Annotated in this window: 17 protein-coding genes and 1 pseudogene; 8 read left to right on the forward strand and 10 right to left on the reverse strand. The window is 70.1% G+C overall.

Annotation, left to right across the window (positions count from 1 at the left end; all coding sequences use genetic code 11):
• Window positions 1-111: 111 nt before the first annotated feature.
• Window positions 112-1,029 carry an ANTAR domain-containing protein gene (locus LDL48_RS32295; protein ID WP_225258911.1) on the forward strand — a complete coding sequence of 306 codons (918 nt, stop codon included), beginning with the start codon at window positions 112-114 and terminating at the stop codon, window positions 1,027-1,029.
• A gap of 78 nt (window positions 1,030-1,107) precedes the next feature.
• Here LDL48_RS32295 and LDL48_RS32300 read toward each other — a convergent pair whose 3' ends face one another.
• From LDL48_RS32300 to LDL48_RS32325, 6 genes are all read right to left on the reverse strand, one after another.
• Window positions 1,108-1,851 carry a GAF and ANTAR domain-containing protein gene (locus tag LDL48_RS32300; protein ID WP_225258912.1) on the reverse strand — a complete coding sequence of 248 codons (744 nt, stop codon included), beginning with the start codon at window positions 1,849-1,851 and terminating at the stop codon, window positions 1,108-1,110.
• A gap of 37 nt (window positions 1,852-1,888) precedes the next feature.
• Complete coding sequence (locus tag LDL48_RS32305) at window positions 1,889-2,584, reverse strand: GAF and ANTAR domain-containing protein (RefSeq protein ID WP_225258913.1); 696 nt, start codon at window positions 2,582-2,584, stop codon at window positions 1,889-1,891.
• 605 nt (window positions 2,585-3,189) lie between these two features.
• Window positions 3,190-3,729: a hypothetical protein gene (locus LDL48_RS32310; protein ID WP_225258914.1), complete on the reverse strand. Its 540-nt coding sequence runs from the start codon at window positions 3,727-3,729 to the stop codon at window positions 3,190-3,192.
• A gap of 172 nt (window positions 3,730-3,901) precedes the next feature.
• On the reverse strand, window positions 3,902-4,195 hold the full coding sequence (locus LDL48_RS32315; protein ID WP_225258915.1) for a hypothetical protein: 294 nt from the start codon (window positions 4,193-4,195) through the stop codon (window positions 3,902-3,904).
• Window positions 4,196-4,396: 201 nt separating this feature from the next.
• Entirely contained in the window at window positions 4,397-4,735 is a 339-nt protein-coding gene (locus LDL48_RS32320) for a hypothetical protein (protein ID WP_225258916.1), read from the reverse strand.
• Between the two features lie 226 nt (window positions 4,736-4,961).
• On the reverse strand, window positions 4,962-5,123 hold the full coding sequence (locus tag LDL48_RS32325; protein ID WP_225258917.1) for a recombinase family protein: 162 nt from the start codon (window positions 5,121-5,123) through the stop codon (window positions 4,962-4,964).
• 310 nt (window positions 5,124-5,433) lie between these two features.
• Here LDL48_RS32325 and LDL48_RS32330 point away from each other — a divergent pair.
• A pseudogene (locus LDL48_RS32330) lies at window positions 5,434-6,033 on the forward strand (PrgI family protein); the annotation flags it as partial.
• Window positions 6,030-6,185 carry a hypothetical protein gene (locus LDL48_RS32335; RefSeq protein ID WP_272493110.1) on the forward strand — a complete coding sequence of 52 codons (156 nt, stop codon included), beginning with the start codon at window positions 6,030-6,032 and terminating at the stop codon, window positions 6,183-6,185. The pseudogene LDL48_RS32330 and the gene LDL48_RS32335, both read left to right, overlap by 4 nt.
• Window positions 6,186-6,468: 283 nt before the next feature.
• On the opposite strand, the gene LDL48_RS32340 is transcribed toward LDL48_RS32335, so the two are convergent.
• The 4 genes from LDL48_RS32340 to LDL48_RS44750 all read right to left on the reverse strand — a co-directional run bounded on the left by LDL48_RS32340 (window position 6,469) and on the right by LDL48_RS44750 (window position 11,875).
• Entirely contained in the window at window positions 6,469-8,970 is a 2,502-nt protein-coding gene (locus LDL48_RS32340; protein WP_225258918.1) for an FtsX-like permease family protein, read from the reverse strand.
• Window positions 8,967-9,779: an ABC transporter ATP-binding protein gene (locus LDL48_RS32345; protein ID WP_372472228.1), complete on the reverse strand. Its 813-nt coding sequence runs from the start codon at window positions 9,777-9,779 to the stop codon at window positions 8,967-8,969. The genes LDL48_RS32340 and LDL48_RS32345 overlap by 4 nt, the downstream gene beginning before the upstream one ends.
• A 150-nt stretch (window positions 9,780-9,929) precedes the next feature.
• A complete protein-coding gene (locus LDL48_RS32350) occupies window positions 9,930-10,604 on the reverse strand; it encodes a response regulator (protein ID WP_225258920.1) in 675 nt (224 codons plus the stop codon).
• On the reverse strand, window positions 10,601-11,875 hold the full coding sequence (locus LDL48_RS44750; RefSeq protein WP_225258921.1) for a sensor histidine kinase: 1,275 nt from the start codon (window positions 11,873-11,875) through the stop codon (window positions 10,601-10,603). Before LDL48_RS44750 ends, LDL48_RS32350 begins: the two co-directional genes overlap by 4 nt.
• A 240-nt stretch (window positions 11,876-12,115) precedes the next feature.
• On the opposite strand from LDL48_RS44750, the gene LDL48_RS32360 reads away from it, so the two are divergent.
• From LDL48_RS32360 to LDL48_RS32380, 5 genes are all read left to right on the forward strand, one after another.
• The gene (locus LDL48_RS32360) at window positions 12,116-14,314 is read left to right on the forward strand and encodes an MMPL family transporter (RefSeq protein ID WP_225258922.1); all 2,199 of its coding nucleotides are present in this window, start codon (window positions 12,116-12,118) and stop codon (window positions 14,312-14,314) included.
• Window positions 14,315-14,502: 188 nt separating this feature from the next.
• Complete coding sequence (locus LDL48_RS32365; RefSeq protein WP_225258923.1) at window positions 14,503-15,003, forward strand: hypothetical protein; 501 nt, start codon at window positions 14,503-14,505, stop codon at window positions 15,001-15,003.
• A 176-nt stretch (window positions 15,004-15,179) separates the two neighbouring features.
• Window positions 15,180-15,839 (forward strand): RraA family protein, encoded by a 660-nt coding sequence (locus LDL48_RS32370; RefSeq protein ID WP_225258924.1) that lies wholly within the window; start codon window positions 15,180-15,182, stop codon window positions 15,837-15,839.
• Window positions 15,836-16,984: a pyridoxal phosphate-dependent aminotransferase gene (locus LDL48_RS32375; RefSeq protein WP_225258925.1), complete on the forward strand. Its 1,149-nt coding sequence runs from the start codon at window positions 15,836-15,838 to the stop codon at window positions 16,982-16,984. The genes LDL48_RS32370 and LDL48_RS32375 overlap by 4 nt, the downstream gene beginning before the upstream one ends.
• 144 nt (window positions 16,985-17,128) lie before the next feature.
• Complete coding sequence (locus tag LDL48_RS32380) at window positions 17,129-17,707, forward strand: TetR/AcrR family transcriptional regulator (protein ID WP_225258926.1); 579 nt, start codon at window positions 17,129-17,131, stop codon at window positions 17,705-17,707.
• Window positions 17,708-17,853 lie beyond the last annotated feature (146 nt).

Here is a 17,853-nt window from a genome sequence, read left to right on the forward strand (position 1 = left end):
CCACGTGCGGGCCAACGAGTTACGGCCGACCGCACGGATCCGGATGACGCCGCGGAGGCTGTCGCGCACCTGGTCAGGAGCTTTTTCCCGATTACCGCGGAGGTGTCCGTCATGATGTTGCGCGGCACCCAGGCGTACACGGTAGCCGCCACTTCCGGCGTGGCGCGCGTCTTCGACACTTGGCAGTACCGCACTGGTCAGGGGCCGTCTCTGCAGGCGGCAGCGTCGGCGGCGACCATATACGTTGCAGATCTGCACACCGAGACCCGTTGGCCACGCTGGATCCGGCACAGCATCAACGCCGGCGCACGCAGCGTATTGTCGCTCGGCCTGGATATCGACGACGGGGTCACCGGGGCGCTCACCGTCTACGCCACTCAGCCCGACGCCGTCCCCGACGCGGGTGGCCCTCCGCAAGGTCTCGCCGGGTACGCCGCCGCTGCATTGAAGACCATTCACCGGCACGACATGCAGGCCAACCAGGTGCGCCACCTGCAAGCCGCGATGGTGCACCGGGCGGTCATCGAACAGGCGAAGGGCATCATCATGGGCGAGCGACGCTGCACCGCCGACGAGGCGTTCGCCGTACTCGTCAAGATTGCGCAGGACAGTAACCGCAAGGTGCATGACATCGCCGCGGACCTTGCGCACCGCACCTCGCACACGCCCATCACGGCGAGCACCTCGCCCGGCGCATCGCCGGGCGCCGCCGTGACGCACATGCAGCTCACGACCGACGTGGATCAGGACGGCATCGCCGTCATCGGCGTCGCCGGGGAACTGGTCGTGGATACTGCTGATGCACTCGTGGCGGCGATCCACGCAGGACTCAGCGCCGGCCTGGTGACCAGCATGGTCGTTGACCTGGCCCGAGTGTCGTTTCTCGATATGGCCGGTCTCGGCGCCCTGCTGCGCGCTCGTGCCGCTGCTCTGCAGGCCGGTGCGTCGCTGCGGATCGTCCGTCCACAACCGTTGGTGCAACAAGTTCTGCACCTCACCGACGCCCACCTGATCCTCAGCGCCGCCTAGCTCCAGCGTGAAGGTGGGTCCTTCGGATCTGGTGGAGCCGGCGCCAGGACCGCCTGGAATTGAGCGCAGCGAAGGGGTTCAACGTGACCCGGGATCAGCGAGCCCGGGCAGGCTGGCCAGATCGGTTACCACGGTGTGCGCGACGTCGCTGAGGCGCCGGTTGTTGCTGCGGGCGTAGCCGCGGATCAGGTCGAACGCCGCGTCGACGTCAACACTGTGAGTTTGCGCGACGACGCCTTTAGCCTGTTCGATGACGATGCGGCTGTTCAGCGCACCTTGCAGCTGCTCGGTCAAGACTTCACCGCGGCGGATGACGCGTTCCTGCAGCAGGCTGATCGCGGCCACGTCCGCGAGGGCCTGCACGATCTGTACGTCGCTGTCGTCGAGGTCACCGACGGTCCTGCCGAACACTCCCATCGCGCCGATGACTTCTCGACGCAGCCGCAGCGGGAACGCGTGCACTGACCGGTAGCCGTCGTCGGCGGCGTGCGGCGCGAACCGTTCCCACCGCGCCGTCGCGGCGTCGGCGGTGAGGTCGGTGTTGACGACCGGCTGGCCGCTGTGGAACGCGTCGATGCACGGCCCGTCCTGGTGCTGCAGTTGGAACAGCTCGAGGAACTTGGCACTCTCCGCGGAGGCCGCCATGAAATGCAGGCGTTTCTTAGGGTCAGCGAGCAGGATGCCTACGGTGGAGTCGCCGGTCAGCCCGGCGATGCGGTCGGCGAGCATCTGCAGGAACTCGATCAGGTCGAACTCGTCGATGAGAGTGTCGGCGACCTCGACGAAGACTTTTGCGAGGCGTTCAGAAGAAACGGTGGTCATGGCTGCCTTCCGGCCTTTCCGTCCTGGCGACGGATGTTCACGAGTGATCACGTTCTAAGTGCAGCCGGCCGGCGACGATGTCGGCGGCCACCACGGACAAGGGGAGGTTCGTGGCGTAGGCATGGCCGCGCAGCCGAACCAGGGCCTCGGTGAGGGTGACGCCGAGCATCACCATCACCATGCCTTGGGCCTGCCATAAGGCGGCACCCTGCTCAATAGCCTCGTCGACATCGTGCTCGCTGTGGGTTTGATCCTGACCGTCCAGCAGGGTCGTCACCGCGAGTTCACCGAAGGTGAAAGCCTGACCGAGTTCATCCCGGGACAACGGTCCAGCGTGGGTCCGGAACACGTCGAGGACTCCGAGGCGAACAGCGCCAACCTGTAAGGGGAACGCGAACACCGCCCTGATCCCGGCCTGATACACGGCCGGGGTGTAAGCCGGCCACCGGCTCATCGCCGTGTCGTCAAGGTCGGTGATCAGCACCGGGCGGCGGGAGGTGTATGCATCGACGCACGGGCCTTCCCCGACGGTGAACTGCAGCTCCTCGATGCGCTCGGTGGTCGGGTCCGACGCGGCGGCCATACCGTATCCACCAGTGGTGGCCATCACGCTCACCCCGACACCGGCCGCCGACAAGGCCCGGGTCGCGTCCGCGCAGAGCACCTGTAGCCGGCTCACCGCGCCGCGATCCAGCGGTGACAGTGTCATCGGCGGTCGTGCACCGTCGTCCATTCCCTGATCCATGCCGGCCTACCCCTGCCGGCCGGGAAGCAGAGGCGGGGCAAGCAGCTGCGCCCCACCATCACCTGGACTTGCACGCATGACCCCACCCCACGAAGCAAATGAGCACCGCCGGGGTCTAGGGCAGTCGACAACGACTCGAAGCCGCCCGCCAAGCGTAGCCAACGGGTGCGCCAAGCGATACCAGGGCCCGGGCGTACCGAGTCGGGGTCGAGCCGCAGGAATGCGCAGCGCGTGCAGGCGTGCTCGTGGACCCCGTTCTGGGCGAGTGTGGCGGCCGCGCTCCGGCCGGGTGGGCGGGTCTTCTTGGTGGACAGCTACCACCGCCATCAGTGCATCCCCGACGATGTTCAGCAACGCTTCCCCCAACGACGGCCGACGCTTCGAAGTGGTCAAGCGCTACTGGCAACCTGACGAACTGGCCGCGACGCCTGGGTGGCACCTGACCCCGACGGTCACCCAGAACCAGGGATCATCTACGCCTACGGCTCCGGTGCGGAGACCGCTGACCGCTCACCAGTTGTAGTCGGCCTGCGGAGCGCGACATCCGGACATGCCGACGAGCGGATGTCTGTGGAGTCCTCGGTGACCGGTCACTACTGATCCTTTCCCCAGGATGCTGCCGCTGCTTCCCATGCCAGCCAGTGCAACAGTTGCCGCTCCACCTTGCGCGATCCGACAGGAAGCCGGCGGTAATGAACGAGAGAAATGTCCAGTCGGCCGAGCTGGATCCCCTTCCAGCTGACTACGCCATTGGCGAAGGTGGACACGCGACATTTCCAGCTCGGGACCGGGTTCTCTTCGTAGCTGTATGGAAGGAGGAGGTGCAAGTTCCGTTCATCCGTGACGATACCGTTGGTATTCCAGCCGAGCCCGTCCCGCTCGGCGGCGTCGACAAGGGACCGCAGATCCCGCTCCGTCACCACCCGCACGGCCGGGACCCGTAGGCCGGAACGGGCCTGGACACTACCCCGATGCCCGAACGACAGCCACCAGGGCCTTATCACCGGGCGACCACCATGATGGCGCCAGGATTCGTATTCATCAAACTGGTTAGGTAAGTCGAACTCGTCATCGGATGATGATGCCAGTCCGGGACTATGGAGCACGCCGAACGGCGGCTCGCTGAACGCCACCCAGGTAACCGCCCGGCTCCACCCGGACGTCGATCAGCCCGAGGGTGACATCCTCCTCTGCCGCTGATCGCGCGCGTCGGCCGCCGCAGAGCGGTGGCCGGCGCGAGCCCGTCGCGGCCGCTCAGCGCACGCCCGTGCCGACGAGCGGATGCTCAGGCGTCGGCGGTCGATGTCACCGGTCTTCTGTGATGCTGGTTCGCGGAGGCGGCTCGGGGTTGTCAGCCGTGAGCAGGGCGGCCGCGAAGCATTCGGTGACGTGTTCCAGCCAGCCGGGCTCCTCATAGATGATGTCTTCACCCTGTGCGGCCCGAAGACCCCGGAGCAGGTCCTTGACCCGGTCTTCGGGCGACTGCTTGCTGGGCTTGCTGCGCCGGTCGAACGTGGTCCAACGACGCACCGCGACGTCGATCAGGTTAGCTGGATCGTTCGGCTTCCAATGGTCCGCCACCCGTACGTCCGCCAGCACAGCGCGTAGGGCCGCCGACCGTTCTGCTCGCGCTTGACGCATGGACACCCGGACAACGGTGTCGTACGGCGGAGGAAGTCGCATTCGATTTTCGGGCGCTTCGACGCCGGAGGTTCCCTGCGCACAGATCTGCCGCAAGGTGCGCGTTGCCTGCCGACCGTGCCATCCGCCGGTAGCGTGTACGCGCCTCGGATCGCCGTCTCAAGACCGCCAGCCCTGGGCATCAACGATCATGGTTATGAGGACGGTTGTTGCCCCCGCCAGAGCGCCCAGCAGAAACCACAACGCCCACGGCCGAGTGCGCCGCGCCGCCGCCAACCCTGCCGTGATCAGCACCTGCGCAGTAACGACGTACAACACGGGAGTGCCGTACGGTGCATCCGGCGCCCCGGTCGCGTCGACGCTGACGATCCACCCCCAATCATCCTGTGGAAACCACCTGAAGTGCGCCAGCACAACAAGACACGGCGTAGCAGCCAGCAGGACGGCGAGCCACCAGCGCCGAGGACGCAGGTTCCACGAATGCGGCGATTCCGACACAAGATCAAGATAACCGACTTGATCAGCTCTAGGGTGCGCAGCGGCCCGAAGAATCGAATGCCGCCGGGGCTACACCGGTTCTACGAGGACCTTCGCCTCCCTCGACGACGCCGGAGACAATGCCGCCATCGGCGGAACGCTGCGGTTCACCGATGACGACACCGTCGAACCCGCGCCGAGGGTCCTTCAATGCGGCCAGCAATTCGGAGGCGCGGGGCCGGCGCTTTCACGGCAGCGAACGCGACGTACCGATATCGAAGAAGTCGGCGACGATGGTGTGTCCCGCGGGCTCGACGAGCCCGCGGGCACGGGTGAACTGCCAGTTGTAGGACGCTTGGGGATCTTGATCGTCTTCGGTGGACACCCGTCCGTAGAAGGCGAATCTCATGGGCTACTCCCACGTTGTGGAGGCTGTTGGTCGTCGGGCTGGTCGCGCCCCGGCTGTAGCTCATTGGACCAGCCGTAGCAGTGCGCGAGCTGCCGCGGGGGTGATGACCGGGTCGTGCTGCGGAAGCTCGATTCGTAGGCCATCAGGCTTCTGTACGGCGGGTCCGATCAGGGCCGGGGCAGGGTAGTTGACTCGGTTGCGGCGGGCATGGCCTGTCGGTTGCGACTTTCCGCGACTCGCCCCGTGTCGCGGTCGCGGCGTTTCGCGTCGTCGACCGACCGTGTCGTGTCGTGGTCGCAGCGTCGGAGGTCGCGGTCAGTCACCGCGACGTCGTGGTGCGGGCGAGACGGGGCTGCCCGCGAAGGGCATCACCGCCGACGGCCTGATCGACCTCGGCCCGGACGGCACCACCGCCCTCGTCTCGGCCTCGACCGTGGCGTTCGGGCTGCGCTCACCCGGAGAGCAGAACGGCCTCGTCGCCGGGATCGCCCGCTGGTTGAACAGCCTCGACTCCCCGACGCAGATCCTCGCGCGGGCACAACGGGTCGACCTGACCCACATCGCCGACCGCATCAAGCGCCGCGCCCCGGGCCTGCCACATCCGGCGCTGGAAGACGCGGCCCGATCTCACGCCGTGTTCCTCGAAGACCTCACCGCCCAACGGGAGCTGCTGCACCGGCAGCTCACCGTCGCCGTGCGCGGGCGGCGCGGCCCCGGCCACACCGCCCACCAGGCCCGCGAGGCGGTGCGAGCCCTCGCCGGGTGCGAAGTCGCCGGAACGGTCCTGGACGCACTAGACACCCAGGCCGCTCTCGCGGCCTGCCTCGACCCGGCCGCATCCACCCCGGCCTGGGCGGCGGCCGACAGCCCTGTTCCGACGACCGACCGGGAAGACAGTGATGACAGGTGAAGCTGTTCACCCTGCGCCGAAGCCGCCGCTCAGCGGTGGAGACCGGTGGCGTGCTGCCCGGCAGCCCCGACGCCGTGGACGTTGGTGGCCGGTCAGTGCACGTCGGCGACGACTACTCCGCGACCCTCGCCGTGACCGGGTATCCGGCCTAGGCCGGCGCCGGCTGGCTGGAGCCGATCCTGTCCTACCCCGGCCGCGTTGATGTCGCAGGGGCGAGAACGCGGAGGTCCGCCCCGCTGGGACGCATGGAGAGGAATCGGTAGCTGCCCCCCGGACACCGGCCTTACCGAACTGGTCTACCTCGCGAGAAGCCGCTGGCGCATCGAACACGATCAGCGGGTTGCCTTCGGCCCAGGCGAGACGGCGGTGAGCACCCCGTTCCATGTCGTCGGGCCGGTCGCTGAGGTCATGCCGGCCGCCGCCCGGATGCCGGCGTTACGACCGCCGGCGCAGAATCGCCCGTGCCGGCAGGGTGACCGCGAGCAGGGCGAGGCCGGCCGCGGCGACCGCGAAGGATCCGTACGTCAGCGGGGGGACATAGGGTGCTTCGCCGGTCATCCCGTACATCATCGGGATCAGCGTGACCGCGGCGATCGCGGAGCCGAGGATGACACCGGCAAGGGATACGAGCAAGCTTTCCCAGCGGAGCATCGTGAGGACCTGACGCCGGGTGGAGCCGACCAGGCGCAGCATGTCCAGCTCCCGGCGGCGGTCGTGGACCATCATCACCAGGGTGTTGACGGCGGCGATGGCCGCGAAGCCGCCGAGGACCGCGGCCATGGTGTTGTTGGTCCAAGCGCCCAGCTTCGCGTCGAGGTTCTGTTCGGTGGCGTAGCCGGCGGCATCGGTGACCGTTCCCAGGGTGGTGAGCGACTCCGCCGAGCCGCCCCGTACCAGCAGCACGCTGTCGAACGCGGAGGTGACGTGCCCGGTCAGATACGCCCGGTCCATGGTCACGGTGGCCAGCCCCAGGCCGCGGCCGTACACCGCGATGATCTCGGGGCTGACCTGGGTGCCGTCGGGGAGGTAGAGCCGGAGCCGGTCGCCGACGCCTCGCTCGGCCGCGGTCGCCAGGGTGGTGTCGACGGCGATCCGGTCATCGCCGAGCTGGTCGAAGCTGCCCTCGCGGACGTCCAGGTCCTGCACCCTCGTGAGCTGGGCGCCGGAGCCGGTGATGCCCTGGACCGTCGCTCCCTGCAGCGACTTGAACTCACCGGCGCCAAGCGGCACCAGCACCTGTGTGCGCAGCACGCCGACGGCGGCTTCCACGCCCGGCGCGCGGGCGGCATCGGCAACCGCGTTCCCCGGAAGCCCGGCCGGGTTCGTGACGAGATGATCCGCCGTGAGGCCCGCGCGCAGCTGCTTGTCGGCGGCGTGGTTCTCGCTCGTGTGCAGGAAGACGAGGGTCGAGGCGAAGGCCATGGCGAGCACGATGGGAGTGATGGCCGAGGCCAGGCGGCGGGCGTTGGTACGGGAGTTGGCGAGCGCGAGTCCGGCGGCCGGGCCCGCACCGCGCAGTGACAGGCCGAAGAGGCTCACGCACAGCCGCGCCACCAGCGGGCCCAGCAGCGCCATGGCGAACATCAACAGCATGACGACGCCGAGCGCGGCGCCGGCCGCGTCGGTCCCGGTGGAGCGGGCCGAGACGCCGGCGAGCACCATGCCGCCGGCGAGAGCGGCGAGGCCGACGACGGTGCGGATCCCGCCCGGTCGCAGCCGTTCCATCGACGCCTCGGTGAGCGCCTGTCCCGGCTTGGTCCGCGCGGGCTTGCGCCCGGCCATCCAGCCGGCGCTGAGGGCGGTGAGTAGCCCCATGGCGACCGCGGCGAGCAGCGGTATCGCCGAGATGTGGAGTTGCACCGCCGCCGGGATCGCGCCGCGGTCCTGCAACTGCCCGAACCACCAGTGCGCGAGCCCGAGGCCGGGCAGCAGGCCGGCGATACCGGCGAGCGGCGCGATCAGCAGTGCCTCGGCGGCGACAGCGCGCCGAATCTGTCGTGGGGTGGCCCCGACGGCGCGCAGCAGTGCGAACTCCCTGGCCCGCTGGGAGACCGACAGGGCCACCGTCCCGGCGGCGGTGAAGATCGCGACGATGGTGGCGATGCCACCGAAGGAGCCGCCGATGCCGAAGAGCATCTGCTTGGCGTATCCGAGGCCGGGGTCCTCCACGGCGCCGCGGTCGTCGCCGGCGTGCACCTGGACGCCGGAGCCGGCCAGGGTCTCGGTCACCGAGCTGGCCAGTGCGGCGGCATCGGTGCCCGGCGCCGCCAGCACCGCGATGGCGTCGGCTCTACCGGGATGCCCGGCGAGCGCAGCGGCCTGGGTGTCGGCGAACCACGCGAGGTTGCCCCCGGCACCTGGGGACTCGGCGGCGTCGGCAATGCCGGCCAGGCGGAAGTCCTGCCGCCCGGCGGCCGTTTCGAGCGTGACGGTGTCGCCGACGGCGGCCTGCGCGGCCTGGGCCGTGCCCTGGCCGAGCACGACTTCGCCGTCCCGGGGCGCGGAGCCGGCAGTCAGACCGGCGCCGGTGAACACATGCGAGCCCCACCCGTGCGCGGTGAGCGCAGCATCCGGCACGGGCAGCCCGGTCGCGCGTACCGGGAAGGTGAAGTCCGCGATGGCCATGCTCGCGCCCGGTGCCGTGGCCGCCCTCGCCGCGAGCCCGGCGTCCAGCCGCGCCGTGTCCGGCAGCGGCACCGCTTCCTTCTCCAGGTCCTCACCACTGCCGGTGACGACGTACTCATACTGGTCCGCGGCCACGATGACCGGCGCGTTCGCGTAGCGTTCCGGCGGTACCGATGCGCGCAGGCTGGTTTCGAGAAGGATGCCGCTGGCCGAGACGATCAGTGCGGACATCAGCAGGGCGAGGAAGGTTCCCGCGAACGACGCCGGTTTGAACCGGACGGCTGCACGGGCAAGTCCGTTGGAACGCATCATGCCGCTGCGCCCGCCAACACACCGGAGGGGAGCGCGGCCATCCGTGCCGCGATCTGTGCCGCCGAACCGCGGTGAACTTGGTCGGCGAACGCGCCGTTCGCGAGGAACAACACCCGGTCCGCCCATGCCGCGGCGATGGGATCGTGGGTGACCATGACGACCGTGGCGCCGAGGCTGTCCACCGCGTGCCGGAGCAGGCCGAGGACCTGGGCGGCGGTGCCGGTGTCGAGGGCGCCGGTGGGCTCGTCGGCGAAGATCACGTCCGGGTTGGTGACCAGGGCACGGGCGACGGCCACCCGCTGCTGCTGGCCGCCGGACAGCTCGGCGGGCCGGCGGCGCGCCTTGTCGGCGAGCCCGACCTGCCCGAGCACCTCGGCCGCCCGGCGCTGGTCCTGCCGTTGCCCGGCCAGCCGCACGGGCAGAAGGACGTTCTGTTCCACGGTCAGCGACGGCAACAGGTTGAACGCCTGGAACACGAAGCCGAGCCGGCTGCGGCGAAGCTCGGTCAGCTCGTTCTCGTTCATACCCGTGATCTCCGTACCACCGAGGCGCACGGAACCCTCCGACGGCCGGTCCAGCCCTGCGGCGCACTGCAGGAAAGTGGACTTGCCGGACCCCGACGGACCCATGACCGCGGTGAACGTTGCGCGCGGCAGAGCCAGGTCGATCCCCGCGAGGGCATGCACCGTGCCGGTGCCGCGGCCGTACCGCCGCCGGACACCGCGCAGCTCGACCGCGAGACCGGTGCCGCCGACCGGAGTCACCGGACGGACGGCAGTCCTTTGCCGATTGCTCCTGCGAAGCCTCATTGTTCGCCCTCTCCTGGCTTTGCTGTTGCCTGCCGGGAGAAGAGTGCCGGAACGGGGGCCCGCCCCGCTTCGTCCCTGGGAACCGGATGTATTACTGCATCGGCAGTAGGCGGGCGGGACGGGCGTGCATACCGGAACGGGCCGGGTGCGCTAGGACGGGCCGGGAAGCCCGGCCTGGTAGGCGATGACGACGAGTTGGGCGCGGTCGCGGGCGTCGAGTTTGGTCATGGCGTGATTGACGTGTGTCTTGACGGTGAACGGGCTGAGCGTGAGGTGGTCGGCGATTTCGGCGTTCGACATGCCGGTGGCCACCAGGCCGACGATCTCGCGTTCCCGTTCGGTGAGCCCGTCGAGAACCCTGGAGGCCGTGGCCGGAGCCGGGTGGCGGTCGTCCGTGGCGAGGTAGCGGGCGATGAGCCCGCGGGTGGCCGCGGGGGAGAGCAGGGCCTCTCCGCGGGCGACGGTACGGATCGCCTCGATCAACGCATCCGGGCGTGCGCTCTTGCCGAGGAATCCGCTGGCGCCGGCGCGTAGCGCTTCGAAGACGTACTCGTCGACCTCGAAGGTGGTCAGGATCAGTACCTTCACGCCGGCGAGGTCGGGGTCGGTCGAGATCCAGCGGGTGGCGGCGAGCCCATCGAGCTCGGGCATGCGGATGTCCATGAGGACGACGTCAGCGCGGGTCTGGCGGGCCATGCGCACGGCCTGGGCGCCGGTTGCGGCTTCACCGACGACCGTCAGGTCGGGGGCGTTGTCGACCATGAGGCGTAGGCCGGCGCGGACGATGTCCTGGTCGTCGGCGAGTAGGACGCGTACGGCGGTCACGCCGTGGCGCCGGCGAGAGTGGGCAGTTCGGCCGTGACCCGGAAGCCGCCTTCAGGACGAGGGCCGGCGGAGAGCCGGCCGCCGAGTGCGGCGGCCCGCTCCCGCATGCCGATGATGCCGTGCCCCATCGGGCCGCCCGTGCGGCTGGTCACCGTCTGCGCGACGGCGCGGACTGGCGGTCCGTCGTCCTCGACGGTCAGCGCTAGGGCGTCCGGCCGGAACTCGAGCCGGATCGATGCCGAGGTGCCTGCGGCGTGTTTGGCGGTGTTGGTCAGGGATTCCTGGATCAGCCGGTAGGCGGTGAGGTCGACGGCGTCGGGCAGGGGCCGGGCCGGGCCGGTGACATCGCAGCTGACCCGTAGTCCGGTGGCGGCGAAGGACGTGATCAGCTCGTCGAGCCGGCTGAGCCGTCCGGCTGGTTGGACGGGCTCGTGCTCGCCGGGCTGGCGCAGCAGGCCGACGGTGAGCTTGAGCTCGACCAGCGCGGCCTCGCTGGCGTTCTGAATGTGGTCCAGGGACTGGCGGGCCCGGACGAGGTCGTGTCTGTCCAACAGAAGGGTCATGGCGCCTGCCTGTACGTTGATGAGCGCTACCTGGTGGCCGACCGCGTCGTGCAACTCGCGCGCGATGCGGAGTCGTTCCGCCTGGACCCGTTGGCGTGCCTCGTTCTCGCGGCCCACCTCCGCGCGCAGGGCCCGTTCCACGAGCATGGTGCGCCGCGCCCGGTTGGCCCGGACGGCTCGCCCGAGCGCGGCGGAGGCCACGATCCATGGCAGGACCTCCACATCGTTGAACTCGATTCGGTCGTACCCGGTGGCCAGCACACTGCCGGCCAGCACCGAGGCCACGCTCACGGCGGCGGTGGCGACGACGACCGCGACCTTCTCGCTACGCAACGAGTACAGGAACATCGTCACGATCAGGGCCGTGCGGGCGGGGGAGTCCGTCGCCGCGGACGGCATTGCGGCGATCACCCCCGTGGTTGCGATGGCGGGGATGAGCCAAGCCGGCCAGCGCAGGGCGGGAATGACGACGAAGCTCGCCGTGACCACGACAGCGGTGACGATGGCGGTGGCTGTGAACGCGGAACGGCCGGGCGTCGCGGTGATCAGGACGGTGAGAAGAAGCAGGACGCCGGCTCCGGCCAGGCGGGTGGCGGTGCGATGCGCGTCGGCGAGCCGGCGCAGCCGGTCGGCCACCCGTCTCGGGTAGGCGGCGGCGCGATGTCTGCCGGCGTCGACAAGGCCGCTGGCCAGCGCTTCAGCTCCCACATGGGGACAGTAGTCAGCCCGGCGGCCGGGCGACAAACGATCTACTGCGAGCGCGGTAGGCGACGCCGCGCCCCGGCTGTGACAGCACCTGCGAGCGCAGTAGAAGGCGCCCCGATCCACCGTGATCGCGGCGGGTGAGGTCACCGCGGCAGGCCGATGACGGCGACGGCCGTGCTGGCGAAACATCTAGGTGTCGCGTTTCGCCGACGACGCCGTACGCCTTGATAGGAGATACGTCTCATGGCCTCGTTCCTCTACCGGTTGGGCCGGTCGGCCTTCCACCGCCGGCGATGGGTCGCCGCCGCCTGGCTGGCCGTCCTGGCCGCCGCGTTGTGCGGCGCCGCCGCGCTGTCCGAGCCGACGCAGGACTCGTTCAGCATTCCGGGCACCCAGTCGCAGGAGGCGATCGACCTGCTCGCCGAGCGGTTCCCGCAGGCCTCGGCCGGCGGTGCCACCGCCCGGGTGGTGTTCGCCGCGCCCGACGGGAAGACGCTGCGCGACCCGGTGTACCGGCGGGTGGTCGACACCGCGGTCGCCGACCTGGCGCGGGCGCCGCAGGTAGCTTCCGTCGACGACCCGTTCAGCTCCGGCGCGGTCAACGAGGCCGGCACGATCGGGTTCGCCCAGGCGACCTACCGGGTGCCCGGGGACGACGTGTCCGAGGCGGCACATGCCGCCCTGACCGGCGTGGCCGACCGGGCCCGGGCCGGCGGACTGAGCGTCGAGGTCGGCGGTGACGCCATGGCCACCGCGGACGAGCAGGGCTTCGGCGAGGTCATCGGCGTGGTGGTCGCGGCGGTGGTGCTGGTCATCACGTTCGGGTCGCTGATCGCCGCGGGGCTGCCGCTGTTGACCGCGATCCTCGGCATCGCCATCGGCATCGGCGTGATCACCGCGGCGTCCGGATTCGTCGACCTGTCTTCCGAAACGCCGACTCTGGCGCTGATGCTCGGCCTGGCCGTCGCGATCGACTACGCGCTGTTCATCGTCTCCCGGTACCGCGACGAGCTGGCCGCCGGCCGGGAGCCGCAGGAGGCCGTCGGCCGGGCGGTCGGCACCGCCGGCTCCGCGGTCGTGTTCGCCGGTCTCACCGTGATCATCGCCCTGGCCGCGCTGTCCGTCGTCGGCATCCCGTTCCTGACCCAGATGGGCCTGGCCGCCGCGTTCACCGTTGCCGTGTCGGTCGTGATCGCGTTGACCCTGTTGCCGGCGCTGCTCGGGTTCGCCGGCCGGCGGATCCGCGGCGGGCGGAAGGCCGGACTGCACACCCGCGACCCGCAGACTGGCAGCCGCACCACCCTCGGCGTGCGGTGGGCCCGGTGGATCGCCCGCCGACCGGTAGCGGTGCTGCTGCTCGGTGTCGTCGGTCTCGGTGTGGTCGCCCTGCCCTCGCTGGACATGCGGCTGGGGCTGTCGGACGATAGCACCGCGGCCAAGGACACCACTCAGGGCAAGGCGTACGATCTGCTCTCCGAAGGGTTCGGGCCTGGTTTCAACGGGCCGCTGATCGTCGTGGTGGACGCGGGCAGCGGGGCGGCGCGGCAGGCCGCCGCGCAGGTGGCGACGCGGATCCGCGGCATCGACGATGTCGGCGCGGTCGGCGAGCCGGCGGTCAACCAGGCCGGCGACACCGCCATACTCACCGTCGTCCCGGACAGCGGCCCCAGCACCGAAGCGACCAAGGATCTGGTCCGGGCGATCCGGCAGCAGGACGGCGTGGTGCCCGGCGCGGCCATCGCCGTCACCGGCCTGACCGCCATCAACATCGACATCTCGGCCAAGCTGGGTGACGCGCTGATTCCGTACCTCGCGGTCGTGGTCGGCCTCGCGTTCATCCTGCTCATGTTGGTGTTCCGGTCCCTGCTGGTGCCCCTGAAGGCAACCGCTGGGTTCCTGCTCAGCGTCGCGGCCACCTTCGGTGCGGTGGTGGCGGTCTTCCAGAAGGGGTGGTTCGCCGGCGCGCTCGGTGTCGACCAGGTCGGACCGATCACCAGCTTCCTTCCGATCATCCTGATCGGCATCGTGTTCGGCCTGGCGATGGACTACCAGGTCTTCCTGGTGACCCGGATGCGCGAGGAGTTCGTCCACGGCGTCGCAGCCCGACCTGCGGTGATCGCCGGGTTCGGGCACGGCGCCCGGGTCGTCACCGCCGCCGCGATCATCATGATCAGCGTGTTCTCCGGGTTCATCCTCGCCCCGGACGCGATCATCAAGTCGATCGGGTTCGCGCTGGGTATCGCGGTGCTGTTCGACGCGCTGATCGTCCGCATGACCATCGTGCCGGCCGCCATGACGCTGCTGGGCGCGTCGGCCTGGTGGCTGCCGCGCTGGCTGGACAAGCTCCTGCCTGATGTGGACGTCGAGGGCGAGAAGCTGCGTCGCCGCCTCGACGACGCACCCGAGTCGGCTCGGTCCGTACCCGTACGTGTACCGGCCTGACGGCATTTCATCCCGCACCGGGAGCCGCCCGGACGGGAGCGGTGGTGGCTCCCGGTGCGGTGCGGCCGGAGCGGCCGATGAGACTCTCATGATATAAGAGTCTCATATAAGAGATCCTTATGGCGCCATGGCAAGATTCGACGCGCGGCTGGCCCGCTCGGCGCCCCACCCCGATCAGGAGAGATGCCTTGCTGTCCGACACCCATCCGAACGCCTTGTGGCTGGCCGAGCTGTACCGAGGCGGCGCTGCGATCACGGCCGATCCGAACCTCGGCGAGGACGAGCGGCTCCGACGGCAACAGGAGCAAGTCAGTGAAGTGATGAAGCGGATGTCCCCGGACTTCGTGATCCATACCGGCGGCGTGCGTCTGGCGGCGACCGGGGGGATGGACTTCCTGCGCCGCTACACGAAACGGCGGGCGGGTCTCGCCGACGCCAACGTCGAGCCCCTCGAGTTCGACCAGATCCTCGCCGACGACCATTACGGCATCGTTCACGGGAGGTTCCGCACGTCGCGCGGCGACCGGGTATGGACTCGCGTCGGCATGGGCGCGTGGCGCTTCGAGGACGGCGTGGCCGTCGAGCACTGGGAGCTCTCGGACGGACCGGCGTGGGACGAGTTCTTCCTGGCCGGCGATCCGGCGGCGTTCACCGGGTCGGCGCAGGAATTCTGGATGCACGGCGTCTGACCGCGCGACCCGGTCCGCTGCGGTGGCGGGCCTCGACGCAGGCGGCCGGCCGGCGGCCGGATTGACGAATCCGCCCGATTCTCGGCGAGCAGTGCCGGAACTCCTTGTAGCTGGACGCTGGCGCGGCTATGGTTCCTTGGTGATAGAGATTTATCATTTAAGGATGGAGTTTCACGATGTACATCGCTGCGGCGACCGACAGGGTGTCCATCGCTCCGAGCTGGCCGCGCGCGGCAGTGGCGGAGATCCGCCGTCTGGGGGAGGTGCCGGCCGCCAACGTCGGTGACGCACTGCAGCGGATGTCCGTGATGGACGGCGGCATCCGGAGGTTCGCCGGGAGCGCCGCGCTGCTGGGGAACGCCCTGACGGTGGACGTGCGGTCGGGTGACAACCTGGCCATCCACCGAGCGCTCGACGAAGCCCGGCCGGGCGATGTCCTGGTCGTCAACGGACACGGCGACCTGACGCGCGCGTTGATCGGCGACCTCATCGGCGAGATCATGGTCAACGGCGGGGTTGCCGGCGCAGTGGTCGACGGTGCGGTCCGCGACGTCCGGGCCCTGTCCGAGATGGGACTGGCAGTCTATGCGCGGGCGGTCACCCCGGCCGGGCCGTTCAAGGACGGGCCGGGGGCCATCGGTGTCCCGGTGGCGGTCGGCGGGGTGGTGGTGGCGGCGGGTGACGTGCTCGTCGGCGACTCCGACGGCGTCGTCGTCGTGCCGCGGCACCGGGTGCCGGAGGTCGTCGACGCGGTCGACGGGATCGGTGCGAACGAGGAGGCGCTGCGGCGGCGCATCCTCGCCGCGCGCCCCGGCCGTACGGTGGTGGATCGATGACCGCGGTGCTGCCCGCTCGCCGGATCGACGAACTGCGCCGCTTCTCGCGGCGTCCGGCCCTCACCCCGGCCCCGCCGGGGGCCGTTTCGCTCGCCATGGGCGAGCCCGACTTCCCGACACCGCCGCCGGTGATCGAGGCGGCCGAGGCGGCCGTGCGCTCGGGGAAGACCCACTACGCCGACCAGAAGGGTCTGCGGGAACTGCGCGCTGCGCTCGCGTCCCGGCTGCCGGCGTACCCCGGTCGGGCCTGGAGCGCGGACGACGTCGTCGTCACCCACGGCGCCACCGGTGCGCTGGCAGCGGTCGTGCTCGCGATGGTCGGCCCGGGCGACCGCGTGGTCATCCCGGAACCCGCCTACTCGCTTTACGCCGACCTGGTCGTCCTCGCCGGCGGCACCGTGGATTTCGTCCCGCTCGGCCGGGACCTGCACTGGGACCTCGACGCGTTGGCCGCCGCGCTTCCCGGCGCCACCATGATGATCTTCTCGAACCCGTCGAACCCCACCGGCATCGTGCACCGGAAGCGGGAGCTCGAGGCGCTCGGGGAGCTTCTCGACGGCTCCGACGTGCTGGTGGTCAGCGACGAGGCGTACCACCGGTTGGTCTACCCGGGACATGAGGCGATCTCGGCGCTGGCGATCGAATCGTTGCGCGACCGGACGGTGTACGTGCAGACGTTCTCCAAGACGTACGCGATGACCGGCTGGCGGGTGGGGTACCTGACCGGGCCGCGCGACGCGGTGGATGCGGCGGCTCACGTGCACCGGACCCTCAACGGTTCGGTGAACACGGCGGTCCAGCACGCGGCCCTCGCCGCCCTCGACCTGCCGGACAACATCGTGGACACCATGGTCGACACGTACCGGCGGCGTCGCGAGCTGGTGATCGCGCACCTGTCGGACGTACCCGGCCTGCATCTGGTCCCGCCGGAGGGCGCGTTCTACGCATTCCTCCGCTACGCCGCAGCTCGTCCCTCCGAGGTGATCGCCCGCGAGCTCGCCGAACGCAAGGTGCTGGTCCGGGCCGGCGCGGAATACGGACCCTCGGGTGAGGGGCACATCAGGATCTCGTTCGCGGCCGCCGAGGACGATCTGCGGACCGGGCTGGCCCGCATCGTCGGTCACCTCGGCGCCGCGAAACCCTGAACGGGGTGGAGCATGCGCCGCGTACCGCACACGTCCGAGCGGTGGAACGTACCGTGATCGCAGGCGCTACTCTTTGCCTGCACTTCTACGAGGCGGAGGGGGCCCGTGACCGACCGGCAGGCCGTCCCACCTGGGGGGCGAAAGTTGCGCAGTGACACCCGCCGCAACCGCCGGCGCCTCCTCGAAGCCGTCGGTGAGCTGGCCCGGGAAGCGCCCGACGAGCTCACCATGCAGGCGGTCGCGTCCCGCGCGGAGATCGGCCCGGCCACCGCCTACCGGTACTTCTCCTCGATGGACGAGGTGCTCGCGGCCTATGTGCTCAGCGTCGTCGAGGAGCTCCGCGATTTCACCGCGACGTCGACCGCGCAGGGGCGGCCGCTCTTCGACGCCGTCCTGGACAAGTGGGCCGACCTTCTCGCCGAGCACGGCCCGGCGCTGGTTCAGCTCCGGTCCCGCCGGGGCTACCTGGAACGGCTCCACGACGGGAACGAGATCATCGCCGCCATGCGGGACGCCTGGGGCGAGCCCGTGCGGGTACTCCTCGACGACCTCGGGCTCCCGCCGGAGATGTTCGAGTACGCCCTGTTCCTCAACAACATGATCTTCGACCCGCGCGAGGTCCAGGACCTGCTGCGCGAAGGACGCCTACCCCGCCGGGAGGTCATCACCCGGCTGACCGAGGCGTACTGCGGTGCCTTGCGCGGGTGGGCACGGGTCGGCTGACCGCTCCCCGCACGGCCTGCCCGCCTGTACCTGACCGCCGCAGATAGTCGCGCCCGGCGGGGCGTGGCCGTATCCGTGCCCGTCGTCGGATCGCGTCGCGGCGAATGGACGGCATGCTGCGCGGCCGTTCGCCGCACACGCATCGG

Origin of the sequence: Jidongwangia harbinensis (assembly GCF_020216025.1) — a bacterium.
In the GTDB taxonomy this organism is placed as follows: domain Bacteria; phylum Actinomycetota; class Actinomycetes; order Mycobacteriales; family Micromonosporaceae; genus Actinoplanes; species Actinoplanes harbinensis.

Coding starts and splice junctions, on each gene's coding strand:
- LDL48_RS32345 (WP_372472228.1), bottom strand. CDS start 9,779: ATGAGGCTTCGCAGGAGCAATCGGCAAAGGACTGCCGTCCGTCCGGTG.
- LDL48_RS32295 (WP_225258911.1), top strand. CDS start 112: ATGATGTTGCGCGGCACCCAGGCGTACACGGTAGCCGCCACTTCCGGC.
- LDL48_RS32360 (WP_225258922.1), top strand. CDS start 12,116: ATGGCCTCGTTCCTCTACCGGTTGGGCCGGTCGGCCTTCCACCGCCGG.
- LDL48_RS32375 (WP_225258925.1), top strand. CDS start 15,836: ATGACCGCGGTGCTGCCCGCTCGCCGGATCGACGAACTGCGCCGCTTC.
- LDL48_RS32370 (WP_225258924.1), top strand. CDS start 15,180: ATGTACATCGCTGCGGCGACCGACAGGGTGTCCATCGCTCCGAGCTGG.
- LDL48_RS32325 (WP_225258917.1), bottom strand. CDS start 5,123: ATGAGATTCGCCTTCTACGGACGGGTGTCCACCGAAGACGATCAAGAT.
- LDL48_RS32340 (WP_225258918.1), bottom strand. CDS start 8,970: ATGATGCGTTCCAACGGACTTGCCCGTGCAGCCGTCCGGTTCAAACCG.
- LDL48_RS32305 (WP_225258913.1), bottom strand. CDS start 2,584: ATGGACGACGGTGCACGACCGCCGATGACACTGTCACCGCTGGATCGC.
- LDL48_RS32300 (WP_225258912.1), bottom strand. CDS start 1,851: ATGACCACCGTTTCTTCTGAACGCCTCGCAAAAGTCTTCGTCGAGGTC.